Source organism: Govania unica (assembly GCF_027920805.1).
GTDB lineage: Bacteria > Pseudomonadota > Alphaproteobacteria > Sphingomonadales > Govanellaceae > Govanella > Govanella unica.
Genome location: NZ_JANWOI010000004.1, coordinates 517563 through 538290, shown reverse-complemented (window position 1 = coordinate 538290; position 20728 = coordinate 517563). Strand labels below are relative to the sequence as shown.

At 61.8% G+C, this 20728-nt stretch carries 19 protein-coding genes; 3 read left to right on the top strand and 16 right to left on the bottom strand.

The features are described 5' to 3' along the window. Positions 1–21: 21 nt before the first annotated feature. From NYP16_RS13295 to NYP16_RS13285, 3 genes are all read right to left on the bottom strand, one after another. Positions 22–495, bottom strand: a complete 474-nt coding sequence (locus NYP16_RS13295) for an HK97 family phage prohead protease (protein ID WP_274944645.1) — start codon at positions 493–495, stop codon at positions 22–24. A gap of 33 nt (positions 496–528) precedes the next feature. Further along, positions 529–849, bottom strand: coding sequence for a DUF6127 family protein (locus NYP16_RS13290; RefSeq protein WP_274944644.1), 321 nt, complete (start codon positions 847–849; stop codon positions 529–531). 300 nt (positions 850–1149) lie between these two features. Next, positions 1150–2346, bottom strand: a complete 1197-nt coding sequence (locus NYP16_RS13285) for a phage portal protein (RefSeq protein ID WP_274944643.1) — start codon at positions 2344–2346, stop codon at positions 1150–1152. A 186-nt stretch (positions 2347–2532) separates the two neighbouring features. On the opposite strand from NYP16_RS13285, the gene NYP16_RS13280 reads away from it, so the two are divergent. Further along, positions 2533–2928, top strand: coding sequence for a hypothetical protein (locus tag NYP16_RS13280; protein ID WP_274944642.1), 396 nt, complete (start codon positions 2533–2535; stop codon positions 2926–2928). Positions 2929–3695: 767 nt separating this feature from the next. Here the strand turns inward: NYP16_RS13280 and NYP16_RS13275 are convergent. From NYP16_RS13275 to NYP16_RS13265, 3 genes are all read right to left on the bottom strand, one after another. Continuing rightward, on the bottom strand, positions 3696–5027 hold the full coding sequence (locus NYP16_RS13275; RefSeq protein ID WP_274944641.1) for a DNA-packaging protein: 1332 nt from the start codon (positions 5025–5027) through the stop codon (positions 3696–3698). Continuing rightward, positions 5024–5518: a hypothetical protein gene (locus NYP16_RS13270; protein WP_274944640.1), complete on the bottom strand. Its 495-nt coding sequence runs from the start codon at positions 5516–5518 to the stop codon at positions 5024–5026. The genes NYP16_RS13275 and NYP16_RS13270 overlap by 4 nt, the downstream gene beginning before the upstream one ends. Positions 5519–5677: 159 nt before the next feature. After that, positions 5678–6520 (bottom strand): DUF6456 domain-containing protein, encoded by an 843-nt coding sequence (locus NYP16_RS13265; protein ID WP_274944639.1) that lies wholly within the window; start codon positions 6518–6520, stop codon positions 5678–5680. 158 nt (positions 6521–6678) lie between these two features. Here NYP16_RS13265 and NYP16_RS13260 point away from each other — a divergent pair, with 158 nt between their 5' ends. Beyond that, positions 6679–7242, top strand: coding sequence for a helix-turn-helix domain-containing protein (locus NYP16_RS13260; RefSeq protein ID WP_274944638.1), 564 nt, complete (start codon positions 6679–6681; stop codon positions 7240–7242). Between the two features lie 89 nt (positions 7243–7331). Here NYP16_RS13260 and NYP16_RS13255 read toward each other — a convergent pair whose 3' ends face one another. Further along, entirely contained in the window at positions 7332–7991 is a 660-nt protein-coding gene (locus tag NYP16_RS13255) for a hypothetical protein (protein WP_274944637.1), read from the bottom strand. After that, on the bottom strand, positions 7991–8623 hold the full coding sequence (locus NYP16_RS13250; protein ID WP_274944636.1) for a carbonic anhydrase: 633 nt from the start codon (positions 8621–8623) through the stop codon (positions 7991–7993). Before NYP16_RS13250 ends, NYP16_RS13255 begins: the two co-directional genes overlap by 1 nt. Before the next feature lie 155 nt (positions 8624–8778). Here NYP16_RS13250 and pabB point away from each other — a divergent pair, with 155 nt between their 5' ends. Then, positions 8779–10593: an aminodeoxychorismate synthase component I gene (gene pabB, locus NYP16_RS13245; protein WP_274944635.1), complete on the top strand. Its 1815-nt coding sequence runs from the start codon at positions 8779–8781 to the stop codon at positions 10591–10593. Between the two features lie 258 nt (positions 10594–10851). Here the strand turns inward: pabB and NYP16_RS13240 are convergent, their stop codons facing one another. From NYP16_RS13240 to folP, 8 genes are all read right to left on the bottom strand, one after another. Further along, on the bottom strand, positions 10852–11091 hold the full coding sequence (locus NYP16_RS13240; protein ID WP_429913159.1) for a YgdI/YgdR family lipoprotein: 240 nt from the start codon (positions 11089–11091) through the stop codon (positions 10852–10854). A gap of 112 nt (positions 11092–11203) precedes the next feature. Further along, positions 11204–12496, bottom strand: coding sequence for an adenylosuccinate synthase (locus NYP16_RS13235; protein ID WP_274944633.1), 1293 nt, complete (start codon positions 12494–12496; stop codon positions 11204–11206). 31 nt (positions 12497–12527) lie between these two features. Next, positions 12528–13682 carry an ATP phosphoribosyltransferase regulatory subunit gene (locus tag NYP16_RS13230; RefSeq protein ID WP_274944632.1) on the bottom strand — a complete coding sequence of 385 codons (1155 nt, stop codon included), beginning with the start codon at positions 13680–13682 and terminating at the stop codon, positions 12528–12530. Between the two features lie 158 nt (positions 13683–13840). Further along, on the bottom strand, positions 13841–15418 hold the full coding sequence (gene serA / locus NYP16_RS13225; protein WP_274944631.1) for a phosphoglycerate dehydrogenase: 1578 nt from the start codon (positions 15416–15418) through the stop codon (positions 13841–13843). 103 nt (positions 15419–15521) lie between these two features. Then, positions 15522–16676 carry a phosphoserine transaminase gene (locus NYP16_RS13220; protein WP_274944630.1) on the bottom strand — a complete coding sequence of 385 codons (1155 nt, stop codon included), beginning with the start codon at positions 16674–16676 and terminating at the stop codon, positions 15522–15524. 550 nt (positions 16677–17226) lie between these two features. Next, positions 17227–18018, bottom strand: a complete 792-nt coding sequence (gene thiD / locus NYP16_RS13215; RefSeq protein WP_274944629.1) for a bifunctional hydroxymethylpyrimidine kinase/phosphomethylpyrimidine kinase — start codon at positions 18016–18018, stop codon at positions 17227–17229. Positions 18019–18161: 143 nt separating this feature from the next. Then, entirely contained in the window at positions 18162–19517 is a 1356-nt protein-coding gene (glmM, locus tag NYP16_RS13210) for a phosphoglucosamine mutase (protein WP_274944628.1), read from the bottom strand. A gap of 109 nt (positions 19518–19626) precedes the next feature. After that, positions 19627–20718 (bottom strand): dihydropteroate synthase, encoded by a 1092-nt coding sequence (gene folP, locus NYP16_RS13205; RefSeq protein ID WP_274944627.1) that lies wholly within the window; start codon positions 20716–20718, stop codon positions 19627–19629. Positions 20719–20728: the final 10 nt, after the last annotated feature.

The following is a 20728-nucleotide window of genomic DNA, read 5'->3' as shown; positions in this document are numbered from 1 at the left end:
TCCTCGTTGTGAAAATAAAACTCATGATCGTCCGCCGCGCATGACCGCCGCCTTGTAGGCGGTGATGCGCGCCGTCTCCTGCATGGGAAAAGTCACCAGGGATATTTCCCAAAGATCCACGTCATAAAGCACCCGCGCGCCTGATTTCGGCTCCACGTCCGAGCGCACGCAGCGGTATCCGATCGACAATCCATCAAGCACGCGATTGCGCATCAACGACAGCGCCTCACGCGCCCGCGCCACATCCAGCAACAGCCGCCCGCGCATATAAAGTCCGTGGTTGTCTTCGGCCAGACTGTCGATCACGCCGACGGGCTGGTTCGGATCATGCTGCCACAACAGCTTGACGCCGGACGCGCCGCGCTCGCTCAGCGACCGCCGGAATGCGCCCCGCGCAACAATGTCGTGACCGCGATCGAGCGTGCCGAACACGCTTGCGTAACCCGCGAAGGCGCCCTCGGGCGCGCTCCGCAGCAATGAGGCTGTGGCCAGCACGATGATGCTCCGTTCTCAACAGGTGATATGAAATCAACGCCAATCAATGACGCGTAATTTGAAAGCGATGGCCGCCATGAGGCTCGCAAGAAAGGCCCGCGTCAGCCATCTGACCGCCGCCCGCCGCGCCGCCCGTTTGCTGTCGCGCCAGGCATCCAGCAACGCCCGCAATTCGCCGATGTCGCTGCCCGCCGCCGCATCCTCAAGTCCGCAACGCGCAAGGGCCCGCGCCGCACCATGCGCACTCGCCTCCTCGATCAAAAGGCGCAGGGTCTCGATGGTTGCGCCTTCAAGCTGCGCCTGCTGCACCAGCCGCGCATAAGCATAAAATGGAAAGGGATCCTGCGCCGTCATGGCGTCACCTCCCGCAAAAAACCTTTAGGATGATCGGGACATAAAAAAACGGCCTCCGAAAAAGGGAGGCCGTTAGTCATGCGACGCGAAGATAACTTGGCAGTTCTGGCTATCGCTGATCCGATGTTCGCACGGGCAAAAGCCCATATCTCATCTGGTGTCTTATCAACTGTAGTGCAGAAACCATGCCAGTCCGCGAAACCCCTGTTTCGCTCCGCTTTATCCGCGCAGTCCGCACAAATTGTCTCAAATTGAACGGATCCCCCTGTCCCACCAAGACACAGCGTCCCATTTCGGGACTCACCCGCTCGCAAGCTTGTCTCCATCCGCCACCGGCTCAAGCCCCGCCGCCAACCGTTTTTCATTGATGGTGAGGAAATGCGCTCCCGCCAACCGCTCCCACGACGCCGTGCGTTCGCTTTGCAGCGCCGTAATGGAATCGCGATCGAAATCGAGCCATAAATCGCGCCCGAACTGCGGCGTCAGCCAATGGTTGAGCGCCGCCGTCATTTTCTCCATCAAAGGCAGCAACGTCAGCCGCCACAGCGCCCGATTGGCTTCCTGGTAATTGTTATAGGTATTATCGCCGGGAATATTAAGCAGCAACGGCGGCACCCCGAACGCGAGCGCAATTTCCCGCGCCGCCATATTCTTGCCCTCGGCGAATTCCATATCCTGCGGCGAAAAGGCCATCGGCTGCCAGCTCAACCCGCCCTCAAGCAACAACGGCCGCCCGGCATTGCGCGCCCCCTGATAGGTCTCCGCCAGATCGGCCTTCAGCCGTTCGAACTGCCCCTCGGACAACGTCGCGCCATCCTTATTGTCATAAACCAGCGCCCCCGACGGCCGCGCCGCATTGTCAAACAGCGCCTTGTTCCACTGGCTCGCCGCATTATGGATATCAATGCCATAAGCCGCCGCCTCCAAAGGCGACATGCCATAAAGGTCATCCAGCGGATGAAAATACTTCACATGCAGAATGCGGCTTTCACCGGTCAGCCCATCGACCTCAAACTCATGAACCCGCCCCCCGGCCTCATAGCGATAAGCCCGCGGCCAGCCATTGGCCCCCGGCAGAATGGTCATGCGGTCCGGCCGCAGCACATAAAGCTCGCCCGGCCGCCCATTCGCCCCCGGCACCATTTCAAGATAGGCGTCCCCGGCAATATTCAAATAGGCATAAAGGCTTTCCATCAGATCAAGCCCACTCATAGCCGGATTGGGCCGCGCCAGCAGATCCAGCAACGGATGTCCGCGCAACAGCTTGTCACCGCGCCCAAGCCGCCATGGCACGGCGGCGGCACTTTCGGCGATGACCTTGATCGACCGATGGGCGATCACATTCTTGCGGAAGCCTTCTTCGGCCAGACGGCGGAAATTGCGCTGGGTCCAACGCGGTGCGCCAAGCCCCAGAAAGGCCGTCTCGCTGCCGCCCAAAGCCGCGCTTTTCTTCACCTCGAATCCCGAAGCGCGCCACAGATCGCGTAAGATCGACATGCTCAATTCCTTGTAAATGCTTATGATTTTAAAATTTCCGGCAATCTCCGCGCATGACTCCGCAAAGCCGCGCCTTGCCTCATTTCCACCATGTTGATCTGGTGTTCTTCATGTTACAGTGCGCTCATCAGAAGCCGCCGGGCTTCATCGCTATTGATTCACGTTGCTTATTTGGAGACGTCACAAATGAAATTGTTCACCACCCTGGCCGGTGCCGTCCTGGCCGCAAGCTTTGTCACCAGCGCCATGGCCGCCGAATGCTCGCGCCCGACCGCCCCGTCCGTCGTCGACGGCAAGTCCGCAAGCCAGGAACAGATGGGCGAAACCCATCAGGCCGTCAAAGCCTACATCGCCTCGACCGATGCCTTCCTGAGCTGCATCAAAACCGGCGCAGATGAAGAAAAAGCCGCTGTCACCAACGACAAATCGCTGGACGACAAGGCCCGCAAGACCAAATTGAACGGCATCGAACAAAGCCTCGCGACCCGCCACAACGCCGCGGTCGAAGACATGGAAGGCGTCGCTGCCAAATTCAACACCGCCATCCGCGAATACAAAGCCGCCCAGGCCTCCGCAAAGTAAAATCCAAACCCGAACACCCCCCGCGCCAACCCCATCGAGGGAAAAGCCGGGGGGTTTTCTTTTGCCCAAACCAACCCAGCAGTGAAGAACCAAAAAAACCTGTCATTACCGGGCTCGACCCGGTAATCCATGCCTCACCACGCACCACCGCCCCAGATGGACTGCCGGGTCAAGCCCGGCAATGACAGGCATTGCATATGCACGCCCTCACCCGTCATCGTGAGCCGCGTAAGCGGCGCGGCGATCCAGACACTCCGGCCCGCAACCTGGATTGCTTCGGCTCCGCCTCGCAATGACATTTCGCGCCCCCCCTACCGAACACCCCTGCCATCCCCATAAACACAGTACAGAATCCCAAAACCCAAAAACCCTGTCATTACCGGGCTCGACCCGGTAATCCACCCCTCACCACGCACCACCGCCCCAGATGGATTGCCGGGTCAAGCCCGGCAATGACACGCAATATATGTGCACGCCCTCACCCGTCATCGTGAGCCGCGTAAGCGGCGCGGCGATCCAGACACTCCGGCCCGCAACCTGGATTGCTTCGGCTCCGCCTCGCAATGACATTTCGCGCCCCCCCTACCGAACACCCCTGCCATCCCCATAAACACAGTACAGAATCCCAAAACCCAAAAACCCTGTCATTACCGGGCTCGACCCGGTAATCCACCCCTCACCACGCACCACCGCCCCAGATGGATTGCCGGGTCAAGCCCGGCAATGACACGCGTTTTATCGGCACGCATACCAACCCGTACCCCCCCTCACAAACTGCGAAACCGTGGCATTCCGCCCGGCCCCAGCATCAGATCGGTCACCGCCCAGACCAGCGCATCGACCCGATCCGGGCTGCCCTCTCCGGCCCAGGCTTCGCCGGCCACGAAGCAGCACATCTGATCCTCAAGCGCCGGAAACGAGCCCATATGATGCACCCGCCCCTGTTCATACAAAGCCGCCACCGGCTCGGCCCGTGCCGCTTTGCCGCGGGAGGCACGGACGGCGCGATAACTCACCGTCGGATCGACCTGCCGCAACACCGCCGCCACCAGTTCCCCGCCGTTATTGACCTCAGCCACCAGCCGGTCCGCGCCATAGTCCGCATAAGCCGCCACCGCCGCCCGCGCCCATTCAAGCGGCGTCGCCCCCTTGACCGTCAGATCGGCCAGCACATAAGCCCGGCCATCCTCGCCCTTGGCCGCAACCACAATGCCGCAGGCATCGGCCCGCTCGCCGCTCGTGACCGGCGGATCGACCGCCACCACGATCCGTGCAAAGCCCGGCCCCTCAGCCACCCGCGCCGTCTCGATCATGCCGCGCGTCCACAATGCGCCCGGCACATCCTCCAGAATTTCCGCCTCAAGTTCCTGCCGCCCAAGCCTTGTGCCGCCATAACGCGCCGTCATTTCCACCATGAAGCTCGGCGGCAGATTGGCCGCATTATCCCGTGTCGCCCCGCGCGTCACCACACTCGAAGACGCCGTCATCAGGTTTTTCAGCAACGGCATCGGCCGTGGCGTCGTCGTCACCATGACCCGGGGCCGGACCCCAAGCCGCAGGCCCATCAACAGATTGGCCCAGGCGAGATCCGCATGACGCCATTTCGCCAGCTCATCGCACCAGGCCAGACTATGCTGCGGCCCGCGCAGCTGATCCGGCTCATCGGCCGAATAAATCTGCGCCACCGCCCCGTTCGGCCAGGTCAGCCGCCGTTTCGAGGGCTCGAACTTCGGCCGTGCCCCGGGCCGCGCCGTGGCCAGCAACCCGGATTCGCCCTCGACCATCACATCGCGCGCGTCGCTCCAGGTCTCGGCCACCAGCGCGATCCGTTCCACCGCAGCCGAAGCCGACCGCAGCGGCGAGCCCCCCTCCACCAGCCCGCGCAGCCACTCAGCCCCGCTGCGGGTTTTGCCAAAGCCGCGCCCGGCCAGAATAAGCCAGCAGAACCAGTCCCCCGCCGGCGCCATCTGCGACGGCCGAGCCCAGAACCGCCAGTCATATAACAAGGCATCCCAATCGGCCTGAGCAAAGGCCGCGAACACCGCCCGCCGCTCCGCATCCGGCAACCGGGCTAGTTCCTCGGCCAAAGACCCCGTCACGCGCCCTCACCCTGGGTTTTCAAACTGTCGCGCCGAGCCGCGAGCCGCTTCAAGCGTTCCTCCACCAGCCGCCGCGCCCGCCCCTCATCGCGTGGCCCTTGGCCCGAGCCCGCCGTCTCCTCAGCCCCCTTGGCCGCGCCGTAAACCTCGCCGCGATGCGCGCGCAGCAGAAACATGCCCAGATTGTCATTATAGGTGCGGATACGGCCGCATTCCTTGCCGCCGAAATAAACCGGCTGCTCGACCCCCTGCATGGCGCGCCGTCGCAGTTCGGTCTCAAGCTCATCCAGCGCCGCCTGCAGCGCATCGTCCCAGGCTTGCCGGAACGTCTTGTCTTTTTTACGAAACTGGTAAGCCTGCCCGCGTGACACCCCGGCCTTTTCCGCCGCCACCGTGACCGTTCCGGTCTGGCGCAGCGCCTTTAAAAAAGCCCGCCGCTTGGGCAGGGTCCACAGAACCGCTTTTTTCTCCCCCTTTTGTACAGCCGTCATGCCAACTCCATTTTTTGACCGTCAGCCCAAACAAAAAGGGCGCCCTTCCCTGCGGAAGACGCCCTTGTTGCCACCAGAATTTCTTGACCTAACTCTCGACCATGAAACAGATATTAACCGGCATCGTTACCATAGTCAAGTCAATTTTTTCCAATTTGGTTATTTTTCACCAATACCATAGAATGCCTGCAAGCGATCGAGCCCCAACCCCAACACCACCTTGGCCGACCGCGCCGGCCAGCCGAGTCCGCTTTCCACCAGCGTCAGCCCCTCCTGATAACAGGCCACCCGCACCACCACCTCGGCCAGGCCCGATCCCATGGCCTCGACCGCGCGATGAAATCTTGCCCGACTGCGCATCTGCGCTTCCGACGGACTGAGCCCGAGGACGCCGCCATCGATCACCGCCCCAAGCCCCGACCAGACGCTGGTCACCCGTGGCGGAATCCCCGCCCGCTCGAAATCCGAGCGCAGCCGTTCCCCGGCCAGGAACTGCGCTTCGGACAGCAGGAACGCCCCATCCTTATCCCGCCGCCGCCGCAACCAGCCAAGGGCCGATTCGCCCTGATTGACCCAGCGCCGAGCCTTATCTGGACCGCAGGTTTCCGCCATATTCCGATGCTGATCCCGGTAAGGCGCCACCTGCCGCGCCGCTTCGAGATCCCCAGCCAAAAGCGCCCGCCCGGCCACATCCGACGCCGCCCGACGCCGCAACCAGGCCGCCCCCGGCGCACTCAGCCGAGCGTATCCCTGAGGGTCCCGCTGCACCAGATCACGCGCGAGAAGCGTTGCAACCGCCACCGTCACATCCTCCTCCCCAAGCCACCAACCAGCCTCGCCCTCGCGCTCCCCGAACCACAGTCGCCCGCCAGCGCCAAGCGCGCGCATCACCTTTTCCGCCCGCGCCGACACCCCCAACCCAACCCTGCACAGCGCCACCCGCTTGCCGGCCATATGTTCCACAGCATGACCTGACAGACCTTCACTTACCACTTTAACCATCGACTCACCCCCAATGACAAAGTAACCAATTTGGTTATATTATCCATTTTGGTTAAAAGTCAAAAGATTTGAATAAAAAAATATCCATAAATCACCTTTATGGTTGCCTACCACCCCAGAACAAAACTAGAATATAAAAAGATAATCAGGAGACCCTCATGCAAACGCGTCTTTATGAAATCCGTAAACGCAAGGGCCTGACGCTGAAAGACATCGCAGAACGCGTACAGCCCAAGACCACGATCCAGACCATTGGCCGCCTCGAAAAAAACGAAAGGAAGATGACGCTCGACTGGCTCTATAAAATCGCCAAAGCCCTTGAATGCACTCCAGGGGAGCTGATGCCGACGGCATCCGGCAGCATTCCGTTTGTCGGCATGCTGACGCGCGGCGGGCATATTTCCCCGACCACCAACGAAAGCATGGGATTGCAGGTCCCGGGTGAAGATCCGATCGCCATCAAGCTCGCGATCAAGGTCGGTGATCTTGAAATCGGCGATACCCTCATCTGCGACCGCTCGACCCATCCCGACTTTCAGGATTGCCTCAACCGCGACTGCCTCGTCACCACCGCAGACGGGCAGGAGGTCTTCGGCCATCTGATCGCCGGCAGCCGAGCGAACCTCTTCACCGTCATCCTCGGCGGCGAGGTCGTCGGTGTCCTCACCGACATCGCGATCAAAAGCGCGGCCCGGCGGATCATGCTGATCCGCTATTCGTAATAAAAACCACGGATCATGCTGATCCGCTATTCGTAATAAAAACCACGGATCATGCTGATCCGCTATTCGTAGTTAACTAAAATCACGGATCAGCGATCCGTCACCACCGCAGCAGGCGCGCAATCCCCCGCCTTGCACGGCGGCCGCACAACCTTCGGCGACCAGCCTTTAAGCCACAGCGCAAGCGGCACCACCTCGGCGGCATTGCCATTGCCATGGAACCAGGAATCGACGGCGAAGGCCTCGCCGCTCGCCCGTTCGGTCACCGTCGCCGTATTATGCGGCCAACGATCCACAAACGACCCGCGCCGCACCGGCAAGCCCACGTCATGCCACAACAGCAGCCCGTCCCGCGCAAGGAAGCGCAGATAGGTCGTGCTGTTGAAGGCCTCATCAATGCAGTCCATCTGATCCTTGTGATCGAAATTCAGAATGGCCGCCCCGGGCGCATCGTCAGCGGTGCCGCTTTTCGGCCCGGCCAACTGTTCGATCCGGCCGATTGCGCGGGCGATGGCCGCCCGTTCGCTCCCGGCATCCGGCGGCGGCGAGCCAAAGCTCTCGCGCACGCTCCGCCATTCCTCCGGGCTCAGACTGATCCGCACAAAAGTCTCGCAGCCATAGCCTTTGCAGACGCCAAAGCGCGCCGGGGTCTCATTGCGAAGGCCATGTTCCAGCACCAGCTCCCGCGACGGCGAGTTGCTGCAGGCCCCAAGCATCAAAACCGCCGCAACAACCAAGAACCGCCGCATCATTGATCTTCAAGCAGGCTGCGGAATTCATTGCTGTCGGGATCAAGCGCGCTCAGTTCCCCCTCAGCCAGGCCATAATGCCAGCCATGCAGCTGCAGCGCGCCAAGTCCCACCTGCTCCTCGATCCAGGGGAAGGTCATCAGATTGTGCAGACTGACCCGGATCGCCTCTTCCTCCAGCATGCGCCGCTGCACCGACTGGCGCTCATGGCTGCAATTGGCATGCACATGATCCCGCGCCGCACGCACGATCTCCATCCAGCCGCCAACAAAGTCACTGAGCCCGGCGGTGCCTTCATGCAGCGCCCGGATGCCGCCGCAATGGGCATGCCCCAGCACAATGATATGTTCGACCTTGAGCGAGCGCACGGCATATTCAAGCGCCGCGCTGGTGCCATGGTAACTGCCGCTTTTTTCAAAGGGCGGAATGAGATTGGCGATATTGCGGGCCATGAACAGCGAGCCCGGCTTCGCATCCAGAATGATCGAGGGGTCAACCCGGCTGTCGCAGCAGGCCACCACCATGACCTTGGGCTCCTGCCCGTTTTCCACCAGCTGGCGGTAAAGATCGCGCTCGACCTCGCTCCAGCCGAGCCGATAACGGCGATACCCGTCAATCAGGTCTTTCAGCATAGCGGTATCCTTTACCATTGGTGTTCCGTCGCTTTTTAACGGCTTGCGCCCCGGCTGACAACCACGCCGAAGCTGAATTTTTCACAATCGCAGCTTGACCCGCCCGCCCGTCCTCGTCAGCATCCGCACAAAGTTTCCTCCCGACAAGGCCCATCATGACCGTGAGCCCGAACAGCGACATTTTCATTCTGCTCGACAACATCGCCGCGTCAGCCGCTGACCCGGCCGCCGCCCTTCTGTTCAGCGCCCCCCACGAGATCATCACCGCAACCGACCCCGCCGAGATCCCCGCCGCCTTCGCCCGCATGGAACAGGCGCTCGCAAGCGGCCATCACCTCGCCGGCTGGTTCGCCTATGAGCTCGGCTATCATTTCGAACCGCGCCTGGCCCCGCTCGCCCCGGCACCGTCCGGCCTGCCCCTCCTCTGGGTCACCGTCTGCGACAGCCCCGAACATCTCTCCTCCGCCGCCGTCGCCGCCAAACTCGACCCCATCCGCCACTCTGCCGGTCACATGGCAAAGGTCGCGGACATCACCCCCGGCATCAGCCGCGACGCCTATCTCGCCGCCATCCATCGCCTCCGCGATTATCTTTTTGCCGGCGACATCTATCAGGCGAATTTCACCTTCCCCGTGGATTTCACCCTCGACGGCAGCCCGCGCGCGCTCTACCGCAAGCTCCGGCGCGGCCAGCCCGTGCCCTATGCCGCCTGGATCCACGCGCCCGAGCGCGACGTCATCTCGCTCTCGCCCGAACTCTTCCTCGACAAACGCGGCCCCCATGTGACCGCCCGCCCCATGAAAGGCACAAGCCCGCGCGGCCGCACGCTGGCCGAAGACGACGACGCCGCCCTCACCCTCGCCACCGACCCCAAACAACGGGCCGAGAATGTGATGATCGTCGATCTCCTCCGCAACGACCTGAGCCGCCTCGCCGCCCGCGGCACGGTCGAGGTGCCGAGCCTGTTCGAAGTCGAACGCTACCGCAGCCTGCTGCAGATGACCTCCACCGTCACCGCCGAAATCGCCCCCGACCTGCCGCTTCTGACGCTGTTTCAGAATCTGTTTCCCTGCGGCTCCATCACCGGCGCACCCAAGATCCGCGCCATGGAAATCATCCGCGAGCTTGAAACCGCCCCGCGCGGCATTTATACCGGCGCCATCGGTTACGTGACGCCCGACCGCGATATCTGCCTCAATGTGCCGATCCGCACCCTGACGCTCACGCCCGACGGCCCCGCCCGCTGGCGCGGACGGCTCGGCATCGGCAGCGGCATCGTTGCCGACAGCGAGCCGGACCATGAATATGAAGAATGCCTGCTGAAAGGACGATTTTTGACGGACCCGCTGCCCGACTTCGACCTGATCGAAACCTTCGCCTGGGCCCCCGCCACCGGCTACCAGCGCCTGGAAGCCCATCTCGCGCGCCTCAAGGCCTCAGCCCAATTCTTCGCCTTTCAATATGACGAAACCGAAATCACCCGCAGCCTGACCGATCTCGCCGCAACCCTCGGCGACAGCCCGCAACGCATCCGCCTGCTGCTCGCCACAACCGGCGCCGTCTGCATCTCCGCCGCAGCCTTCCCCGCGCAGTTCATCCAGCCGCGCGTCACCCTGACCCCCGAGCCCGTCCACTCAACCGACCCGCTCAACTATCACAAAACCACCGCCCGCACCCGCCACACCCAGGCCCTGACCGCCGCCAAGGCCAAAGGCCCTTACGTCGAGACCCTGTTCGTCAACGAACAAGGCCAACTCACCGAAGGCAGCTGGAGCACCCTCTTCATCGAACACAACGGCGAGCTCCTGACCCCGCCCCTCACCGCCGGCCTCCTCCCCGGCATCCTCCGCGCCGAACTCCTGCAATCCGGCCGCGCCAAAGAATCCCCCCTAACCCCCAAAGACCTCCAAACCGCCGACCAAATCTACATCGGCAACAGCCTCCGCGGCCTGATCAAGGTCACGCTCTGAGACCACCAATGTCATTGCCACCTAATTTAATCTGTCATTGCCGGGCTCGACCCGGCAATCCACCCCGCCGCCGCTGTGCCGCTTGAACCATGGATACGCGGGTCAAGCCCGCGTATGACAAGATAAAAAAACCCCATCCCGTCATCCCAAGCACAACGATAGGATCCAGCCCTCCTTAACCACCCCCGTTCGTGCTGAGGAGCCCGAAGGGCGTCTCGAAGCACGCGCCACCACACCCGTCCTTCAAGACGGGCTCCCCTACCGCTCAATAATCTGCACCACCTCATCCTTACCGATGCTGCCTTTAATCCCATCCTGCCCGCGATAATTGTAAACGCCCGCCTTGTCATCAAACTGCGGCTTGCCCCGGGTCACCAGTAGGCGGCCGTCCCTGAGCCCCATGATATATTCGCTGTCCCGCCCGCCACTGCAGGCCACAAGCGACGGCACCGCCAGCATCAGCACAAGCCCGGCCAAAAGTCTTTTCCCAGCAGTCATCATGGCATTTTCTCCGCGATCCGATCCAAGTCGCCAGCATACATCAAAAGTAGTAACGCCCGGCGAGACAAAATCTAGCCGGGCGTTACATACGGACATATATTCCTGAAAATTATCCGGCGAAGGGATCCTTCACCAGAATCGTATCTTCGCGCTCGGGGCTCGTCGACAACAGAGCCACCGGGGTCTCGATCAACTCCTCGATACGGCGGATATATTTAATCGCCGTAGCTGGCAGATCGGCCCAGGACCGCGCCCCGCGTGTGCTGTCCGACCAGCCCTCAAGGCTTTCATAAACCGCTTCAACCCGGGCCTGATCACGCGCATTCGACGGGAAATAATCAATCGTCTTGCCATCAAGCTTATAAGCCACGCAGACCTTCAGCTCGTCAAAGCCATCAAGCACATCAAGCTTGGTCAGCGCGATGCCATGGATGCCGCCGATTTTCATCGCCTGCCGCACCATCACCGCATCGAAATACCCGCAACGCCGAGCCCGCCCGGTCACGGTGCCGAACTCATGCCCGCGCTGCCCCAAAGTCTGCCCGACCTCGTTCAACTGCTCGGTCGGGAACGGCCCACTGCCGACCCGGGTGGTGTAAGCCTTGGTGATGCCAAGCACATAACCAACCTGACCCGGCCCCACGCCCGACCCGCCCGCCGCCTGCGACGACACGGTGTTCGACGAGGTGACAAAGGGATAGGTGCCATGATCGACGTCAAGCATGATGCCCTGCGCGCCTTCGAACAGCACGCGCTTGCCCTGCTTCTTGGCCTCATCCAGCACCCGCCAGGACGCACAAGCGAACGGCAGAATCTTCGGCGCCACCGCCCGGATTTCAGCCAGCAGTGCCTCGCGGTCCACCGGCTCCGCACCAAGTCCAACCCGCAGCGGATTGTGATGGGCCAGCAACGCATCCAGCCGCTCAACAATCAGATCGTCATGGGCGAGATCGCCAACCCGCAGCGCACGCCGCGCCACCTTATCTTCATAAGCCGGGCCAATGCCGCGCCGGGTGGTGCCGATCTTGGCTTCACCGGCGGCTTCCTCACGGATGCCATCCAGCTCCCGATGCAGCGGCAGAATAAGCGCGCAATTTTCAGCAACGCTCAGATTGCTTTCATCAACCCGCACACCCTGTCCCTGCAGACGCGCGATTTCATCCAGCAGCGCCCAGGGGTCAACCACAACGCCATTGCCGATCACCGACTGTTTGTTGGGCCGCACGATGCCCGACGGCAGCAGGCTCAGCTTATACACATTTTCATCGATGACGAGCGTATGGCCCGCGTTATGTCCGCCCTGAAACCGCACCACCACATCGGCGCGTTCCGACAGCCAATCGACAATCTTTCCCTTGCCTTCGTCGCCCCATTGAGCGCCGACTACGACCACGTTTGCCACGTTCACATCCCGTCTTCGAGGGTTGGTCCAATCAGTCGAGCAGAGTGATCCGCTCGTCCGCATAAATATATCCGCAGCCAAGATGCCGCGCTGCCGCCCGCACATCGGCTTCAGGCGCAAGCCCGCGCACCGTGCGATAACCTTGATCCTGCAACCCGGCCAGCAACGTGACCGCCGTGCCATGGGGCACATAAAGCTTGGCCGCCATGTCCGGCGCCGTCGCCACCCGCATCAGGCTGTCGAGATAAAGCGACACCCCAGTCGCCGCCTCGGCCGCGCCGGTATCGGCCCGGGTGATCTCATAGCGCCCGCCACGCCCAAGCTCGCCGCGCCCCTTGGCCGCGAACAGGGTGAAGGCAATGCCCGCCTTATATTCAAATCCACGAAACTCGCCGGGATCGATGGTCAGCACCAGATCGGGCGACAAGGCCTGAACCCGCGTCACCAGCCCCTGCAACTCCGCAACAATCGCCGCCGCCTGCGCCGGCAACTGAAGCTCCTGAAGCGCCCGAAGCGCCGCATCCGCCTCGCCCGACGCCGCAAGAAGCCCCCGGAAAATCTCGCCCGCGCGTCCCTCAATCGACTGCAACTGGCCGATGTCCTTGGCGTTCAGGGCCGCCCTGATCTGCCCCGCCGCCACGTCCGGAAGTCCAAGCTCGGCCGCCAGCACCGGCACCAGCGACGGCACCGTCAAATCCGCCGAAAGCCCCTGAACCCCAACGGCGCGCAAGGCGTCCGCCGCCAGCAGCAGGACTTCCGCGTCCGCCTCGATGGAGCCCACGCCAATCAGCTCGACCCCGGCCTGTCCGAACTGCCGTTCCGACCGGATCTGCCCGCCCTTGACCAGCAACACCTGCCCGGCATAGCACAGCCGCAGCGGCCGCGGACTGGCCGCAAGCCGGGTCGCCGCGATACGCGCGACCTGAATGGTCATATCGGTGCGAATGCCCATCATGCGCTGGGACACCGGGTCCATCAGCCGGAACATCTGCCGCGACTGGGTCTTGCCCGACCCGGCCAGCAGACTGTCCTCGAATTCCACAAGCGGCGGGGCCACCCGCCCATATCCATAAGCCTGGAACCGCGCCAGAAGCGCCGCAATCACCGACGCTTCGCCTTCGGCCTCCGGGGGGAGGTCGTCATGAAAGCCTTCCGGCAGCAAAGCTCGTTCGGAATAATCAGCCATGATCCTGCTTCAGCATTCAGACAAAAAACGCCGCCACTCTATTGTCATTTGCCCTGATAGTCGAGGGCGGATTCACCCGCAAACCCTGATCCTCGCAAAAGCGGGGACCCAGGGCCTAAGCCCCCGGATCCCCGCCCCCGCAGGTCTGCGAAATAGTCTTAGAACTTCAGATGTTTGACCTGACGCACATGCGGCAAGGAACGAATCTGACCGAGCACATCCTGCGGCACAGCCCCGTCAATGGCCACAAGCGCAATCGCTTCCTTGCCAGCAGCCTCACGGCCGAGGTTGAAGGTGGCGATATTGAGCCCGGCGCTGCCAAGGATGGTGCCAAGATTGCCGATGAAGCCCGGCAGATCCTCGTTCACCACAAAGATCATGTTGTCGGTCACCTGGGCTTCGATGCTGATGCCCTTGATCTGCACGATCCGGGCATCGCCATTCGCGAACAGCGTTCCGGCGATGTCACGGGTCTGCTTTTCGGTGGTGACGGTGACGCGCATCAGGGTGTGATAATCGCCCTCGCGGTCGTGCTTCACCTCGGACACTTCGATATTGCGTTCCTTGGCCACGGTCGGCGCATTGACCATATTGACCGAATCCATCAAGGGACGCAGCAGCGCCTCAAGCACGGCAGCGGTCAGCGGACGCACGTTCAGCTGAGCGGCATCGCCTTCATATTCGATGACAACCTTCTTGATCCCGGTTTCGGTCAACTGACCGGCAAACCCGCCAAGCTGCGCCGCAAGCTTCATATAGGGACGAAGACGCGGAGCATCCTCAGCCGACACCGACGCCATGTTAAGCGCGTTGGTCACAGCCCCATCAAGCAGGTAATCCGCCATCTGTTCGGCAACCTGAACCGCCACATTGACCTGAGCTTCATTGGTCGACGCGCCAAGATGCGGCGTGAGGATCACGTTCTCAAAGGCAAAGAGATCGTTTTGCTTGGCCGGCTCGACTTCAAACACGTCCAAAGCGGCCCCTGCCACCTTGCCAGATTCAAGCGCCGCCTTCAGGTCCTTTTCCACAACCAGGCCGCCACGGGCACAGTTGATGATAAAGACGCCATCCTTCATCTTCGCAAACGCCGCAGCGTTCACAACACCCCGGGTGCCATCGGTCAAAGGCGTATGGAGCGTGATGAAATCAGCGCGACGGAACAGCTCATCAAGCTCGACCTTCTCAACGCCAAGATCAACCGCACGTTCCGGCGACAGATAGGGGTCAAACGCCACAACCTTCATACGCAGGCCAAGCGCGCGTTCGGCCACGATCGAGCCGATATTGCCGCACCCGATGATGCCAAGGGTCTTCGAGGTCAGCTCGACCCCCATGAAGCGGTTCTTTTCCCACTTGCCCAGACGGGTCGAGGCATCCGCCATCGGAATTTCCCGAGCAATGGCGAACATCATGGCGATGGCATGTTCAGCGGTGGTGATCGAATTGCCGAACGGGGTGTTCATGACAACGATCCCGGCGCCCGTGGCGGTCGGAATATCCACGTTATCAACACCGATCCCGGCCCGGCCCACAACCTTCAGATTGGTGGCGGCGGCGATCACGTCCTTCGTAACCTTGGTGGCCGACCGAATGGCCAGACCATCATACTCACCGATTTTCGCGATCAGCTCGTCCTTGGTCAGACCCACGATCTGATCAACCTCAATACCGCGCGCTTCAAAAATCTGCTTGGCCAGGGGGCTCAAGTCGTCGGAAATCAGAACCTTAGGCATATCCTGCCCTTTCCTGAAAAAATAAAGTCATCCTGTAAAGCGAGAGAGGCGGGCTCGGGCCCACCCCGGAACCCGCCACAAACGCTTAACGAATAGGGAAATGTCAGGCTTTCGCCTTCAGCGTGGCAAAGGCCCAGTCAAGCCAGGGCAGCAAAGCCTTAAGATCCGCAGCCTCAACGGTGGCACCGGCCCAGATGCGGATGCCGGGAGGGGCATCGCGGTAACTGCCGATGTCATAGGCCACATGCTCGTCTTCAAGGATCTTGGCGAAGTCCTTCGCCACCTTGGCCTGACCCTCGGCATCAAGCGCCGTGAACCAGGGATCGACGATCTTCAGGCACACCGAAGTGCAGGACCGCGTGGCCTCGACCACCGGCAGGAAATCCGCCCAGTCGCTCGCCGCAACCCAGTTCGCAAGAACGGCAAGATTGCCTTCCGAACGCGCGATCAGGCCCGTCAAGCCACCCTCGCCCTCAGCCCATTTCAACGCATCGATATAATCTTCGACGCAAAGCATGGACGGGGTGTTGATGGTTTCGCCAACGAAAATGCCTTCGATGAGCTTGCCGCCCGAGGTCAGACGGAACACCTTCGGCAACGGCCAGGACGGCTTGTAGGTCTGCAACCGTTCGACCGCCCGCGGGCTCAGGATCAGGATGCCATGAGCCCCTTCACCGCCGAGCACCTTCTGCCACGAGAACGTCGTGACATCGAGCTTCGACCACGGCAGATCCATGGCGAACGCCGCCGAGGTGGCGTCGCAGATGGTCAGGCCTTCGCGGTCGTCGGCGATCCAGTCGCCGTTCGGCACGCGCACGCCGGACGTGGTGCCGTTCCAGGTGAAGACGACATCGCGGTTGCAATCCACTGCCGCGAGATCCGGCAGCTCGCCGTAACCGGCTTTCAGGCTGCGCACGTCTTCGAGTTTCAATTGTTTGACAACATCGGTAACCCAACCGTCACCGAAGCTTTCCCATGCCAGCATATCAACGCCGCGTGCGCCCAAAAGCGACCAGAGCGCCATTTCCACTGCGCCGGTATCCGACGCTGGAACGATGCCAATACGATAATCCGCAGGAACGCCAAGAACGGCGCGCGTGCGATCAATCGCTTCTTTGAGTTTGTTTTTGCCGAGTTTCGAACGATGCGACCGGCCGAGGCAGGCGTCTTCGAGAGCGGCGAGCGCCCAACCTGGGCGTTTCGCGCAAGGCCCCGAAGAAAAATAAGGGGACTGCGGCTTAGTAGCTGGTTTCGTCATGAGATGTATCTCCTATCCCTCACAGAATAGGCGCACCCCGGTGGGGGGATGTGGCCCGCCCGCGACCATATAGAAAGGCCAACCGAAGTCAAACGCTGATTTCCACATGCCCGCCATGCAAGAAACTGACGGGTTCTCTGCGCGGCCCAAGGCTGTCCGCTTCCAAGATGACACCTTAACTTATTGTCATTGCCATCTGTCGTTCCCCGACCCGCCCCCATATCTGTCCACATCTGTCATTGCCGGGCTTGACCCGGCAATCCATGGTTCAATCGGGAAACCGCTGGCCAGATGGATTGCCGGGTCAAGCCCGGCAATGACATTGTGTGTTTTGTGATGGCAAACCTAAACCGCACAGCCGCCCCCTTTACCGGACAAGGCGTACCCTTTACCTGCCGCCACCCGTCATTCTCCCCCTACCTGTCATTCCCGCTTTCGCGGGAATGACAGGTTTAATCATGCTTTTCCGCACGACCGGATACAAATTTAACCGTTCGTGCTGAGGAGCCCGTAGGGCGTCTCGAAGCACGAAGCCGCACCGCAGCACCCCTCAGACAACCTTCCCCGCATCCACATGGTTCAACGGCCCATGCCCACGCCCATACCCGGGGGCCAGCCGGATCGCCGCCAGCACATAATCCCGTGCCCGCGTCACCGCCTGCGGCAGGCTCTGCCCCTGCGCCAGACCGACCGCAATGGCCGAGGACAGCGTGCAGCCGGTGCCATGAGTCGACTCGGTCACGATCTTGGCATTCTCAAATCGCATCACCCCGTCCGCCGTCACCAGCAGATCGACCACCCGCGACGCCTCAAGATGCCCGCCCTTCATCAGCACAGCCTGCGGGCCAAGCTCCAGAATGGCCTGCCCCGCCACCGCCATATCATCGGGCGTGCGGATCACCATGCCGGTCAAGACCTCAGCCTCGGGAATATTCGGCGTCACCACGGTCGCCCGCCCGATCAACAACGTCTTCAAAGCGTCCACCGCATCATCAGCCAGCAACCGCCCGCCCGACGTCGCCACCATGACCGGATCAACCACCAGCGGCCCGTCATAAGACGCAAGCGCCTGAGCCACCGCCGCAATGATCTCAGCACTCGCCAGCATGCCGATCTTGACCGCATCGGCGCCGATATCATCCAACACCACAGTGATCTGTTTGGCGACAAACCCCGGGGGCGCCGCAAATACCTCATGCACAGCCAGAGTATCCTGCGCCGTCAGGGCGGTCACCGCCGTCGCCGCGAACCCGCCAAGCGCGCTCACCGTCTTGATATCCGCCTGAATCCCCGCCCCGCCGCCAGAATCCGATCCGGCCACGATCAACACCCGTCCGTCCATGTGCCACCCGTATAAAAATCCAGCCTTCAGAACAAAGCCTGGATTCCCGCCTGCGCGGGAATGACAAGAAAGTCCTACATAACACAAATACCCGTCATCCCCGCAAACGCGGGGATCCAGCGCCATCAAAAACTGAATCCCGCCTAAGCCGCCTTGCAAGCCACCGTAACCGTCGAGACGATATCATCGACCACGGTCTGCACCAGCAGTTCGTCCTCGCCCTCCGCCATCACGCGGATAAGCGGCTCGGTGCCTGACTTGCGGATCACCACCCGGCCCGACCCAAGCAGGCGCTGCTCCCCGGCCGCGATCGCCTGCTGCACCAGCGGCTGATCGAGCGGAGTCATTCCGGCTTCGAAACGGACATTTTTCAAAATCTGCGGATACGGAGTAAAGCGGCGGCAGATCTCGCTCACCGGCTTGCCACTCTGGATCACCACCGCCAGCACCTGCAAGGCAGCAATGATGCCGTCGCCCGTAGTGGTGAAGTCCGACAGCACGATATGCCCCGACTGTTCGCCGCCGACGTTATAGCCACCCAGGCGCATTTTCTCGACCACATAACGGTCGCCCACCTGAGTGCGGATCAGATCGAGTCCAAGCCCGTTCAGATATTTCTCCATCCCAAGATTCGACATGATGGTGGCCACCACGCCGCCGCCGCGCAGCTGCCCGGTCTCGTTCAGATAATGCCCGATGACCGCCATCAGCTGATCGCCATCCACCAACTGCCCGTTTTCATCGGAAATCAGCACACGATCGGCGTCCCCATCCAGGGCAATGCCGATATGCGCGCCATGAGCCACCACCTGTTCACAGACATAGCTCGGCGCGGTCGACCCGCAGCCCTTGTTGATATTGGTCCCGTTCGGCGTCACACCCACCGGCACCACTTCGGCCCCGAGCTCCCACAGCACGGCAGGCGCCGCCTTGTAAGCCGCCCCATTGGCGCAATCCACGACAACCTTCAGGCCATCCAGGCGCAGGTGACGCGGAAAGGTGTTCTTCGCATATTCGATATAACGGCCGACCGAATTTTCCATACGCTGGGCCCGGCCAAGCTTTTCCGACGGCACCAGATGATCGCCATAGCCATTGTCCATGCGCGCCTCAATCTCGCGCTCGATATCATCCGACAGCTTATACCCGTCCGGCCCGAACAATTTAATGCCATTGTCCTGATAAGGATTATGCGAGGCCGAGATCATGACCCCAAGATCCGCCCGCAACGAGCGCGTCAGCATGGCCACGGCCGGCGTCGGCATCGGTCCGGCGAAAATCACATCCATGCCCATGGAAATGAATCCGGCGGCGAGCGCGGGTTCGATCATATAACCCGACAGCCGGGTATCCTTGCCGATGACGACGCGATGAACATGGTCACCCCGGGTGAACTGCCGCCCGGCCGCCATGCCGACCTTCATGGCAATTTCCGCTGTCATGGGGTGACTGTTGGCGCGCCCCCGAATCCCGTCCGTCCCGAAATATTTCCGCGTCATCGTTTTTCGTCCCGTTTTCGATGCTCTGATTGGCAGTTTAAGCAGAAACTCTTTAAGAGCGGGTTTAGACAGCAAAAACGCCGGGATTATGGCAGGAAATGGAATCCGCTCAGAGAGCATCCCACACGGCAAGCGCCTGCACAGTCGCCGCCACATCATGCACCCGCAGCATCTGCACACCGGCGAGAACTGCCTTCAACTCCGCCGCCAGCCCCCCCGGCAACCGCTCCCGTGGGTCGGTCACACCGGTGATGCGGCCGATGAAGCTCTTGCGCGACACCCCGAGCAGAATGGGACAACCAAGACCATGGAACATGGACAAGCCGCGCAACAGATCCAGATTATGCTCAAGTCCCTTGCCGAACCCAACCCCCGGATCGACAACGATCTGCGCCCGCGATACCCCCGTCGTCGCCGTCACCCTGTCAATCCGGTCGGCCAGATAATCATACACATCTAACAGCGCGTCGTCATATACGGGCGCGTCCTGCATGGTTTTCGGGTCGCCCTGGGCATGCATCAGAATGACCGGCAAGCGAAGCTCCCGCGCTGCCGCCAGACTGTCCCCATCATGCCCAAGCGCTGATACGTCATTGATAATATGGGCGCCCCCCGCCGCCGCCGCCCGCATGGTCGCGGCATGGCGTGTATCGATGGAGATAATCGCGCCATCTTCCACAAGACTCCGGATCACTGGCAGCACCCGGCGGATTTCCTCCTCCGGCGCCACCGGGTCGGACCCCGGGCGCGTCGATTCTCCGCCCACATCCAAAAGATCCGCGCCCTCGGCCAGCATCACCCGCCCGCGCTCAAGCGCCGCCTCGCTGGTCGCAAAACTGCCGCCATCGGAAAAACTGTCCGGCGTCACATTGAGGATGCCCATCACCAACGGCCGCTCGAACGACAACCGCCGCCCGGCCCCAAGCTCAAGCGGCCGCCGCGCCGCTGTCATCCGCGTAACCGTCAAAGCCACATCGGATCGCGCCGCGATCGCCGTGACCGGCAAAAGCTCCCGCGTCACCGCCCCGCCCGAACGCCGGACCAGTTCAACGCCCATGAAGGCCACCGGTCCACCGGCCAGAAAACAGGCAAGCCCGGCCGCCACCGCGTCCCGGGCCTCGGCACCGTTCACAAAACCGAAGGGGCGCAGGTAAACCCGCGCCCCCATCTCAAGATGATCGGTCTTCAGACTATCGGACATAGAACCCCAA